Origin of the sequence: Bartonella sp. AP57NXGY (assembly GCF_042195805.1) — a bacterium.
Lineage (GTDB): Bacteria > Pseudomonadota > Alphaproteobacteria > Rhizobiales > Rhizobiaceae > Bartonella.
In genome coordinates this window covers 1-597 of sequence record NZ_JBHIOZ010000618.1, presented here as the reverse complement: position 1 = coordinate 597, position 597 = coordinate 1, and the positions used below count along the sequence as shown (strand labels likewise).

The 597-nt window shown below is 41.5% G+C and carries 1 protein-coding gene; it reads left to right on the top strand.

Features of this window, described 5'->3' with window-relative positions:
* The coding region (locus tag ACFIL8_RS12330) for a lambda exonuclease family protein (protein ID WP_375690057.1) at window positions 1–597 on the top strand (597 nt) is incomplete at its 3' end.

Sequence of the window (597 nt, the reverse complement as noted above, 5' to 3'; positions counted from 1 at the left end):
ATGGAACAAAGAACAGCAGAATGGTTTCAAGCGCGCTTGGGTAAAGTCACCGCATCTAATGTTTACAACATTATCAGTAAGACAGCAAAAGGATTGCCTACGAGCAAATATGAAGACTACAAAATCAAACTCATAACGGAGCGCTTAACAGGCGAAACAAGCCCTTATTATGAAACTGAAGATATGAGATGGGGTATCGAACATGAAGATGATGCCTTGAGAGAATATGGCTTCATTCATGATGCCAATATAACAAAGTGCGGCTTTATCCAACACCCCACAATAGAAATGGCGGGGGCTAGCCCCGATGGTCTCATTGGAGAAGACGGTTTAATCGAAGTCAAATGCCCGAGATCAGTAACACATATGCGCTTTTGTATAGGTGATGAAATCAAACCAGAATATCACGCACAAATGCAATTCCAAATGGCTTGTACAGGACGAAAATGGTGTGATTTCGTAAGTTATGATCCACGTTTTACGGGGGAATTCTTTCACTTGCGCATGGAAGTCAAGCGTGTTCTCCGTGATGATCAACAAATTGAACAGATCAATCAAGCTGTTGAAACCTTTTTAGCAGAGATAGAACGAGAGATA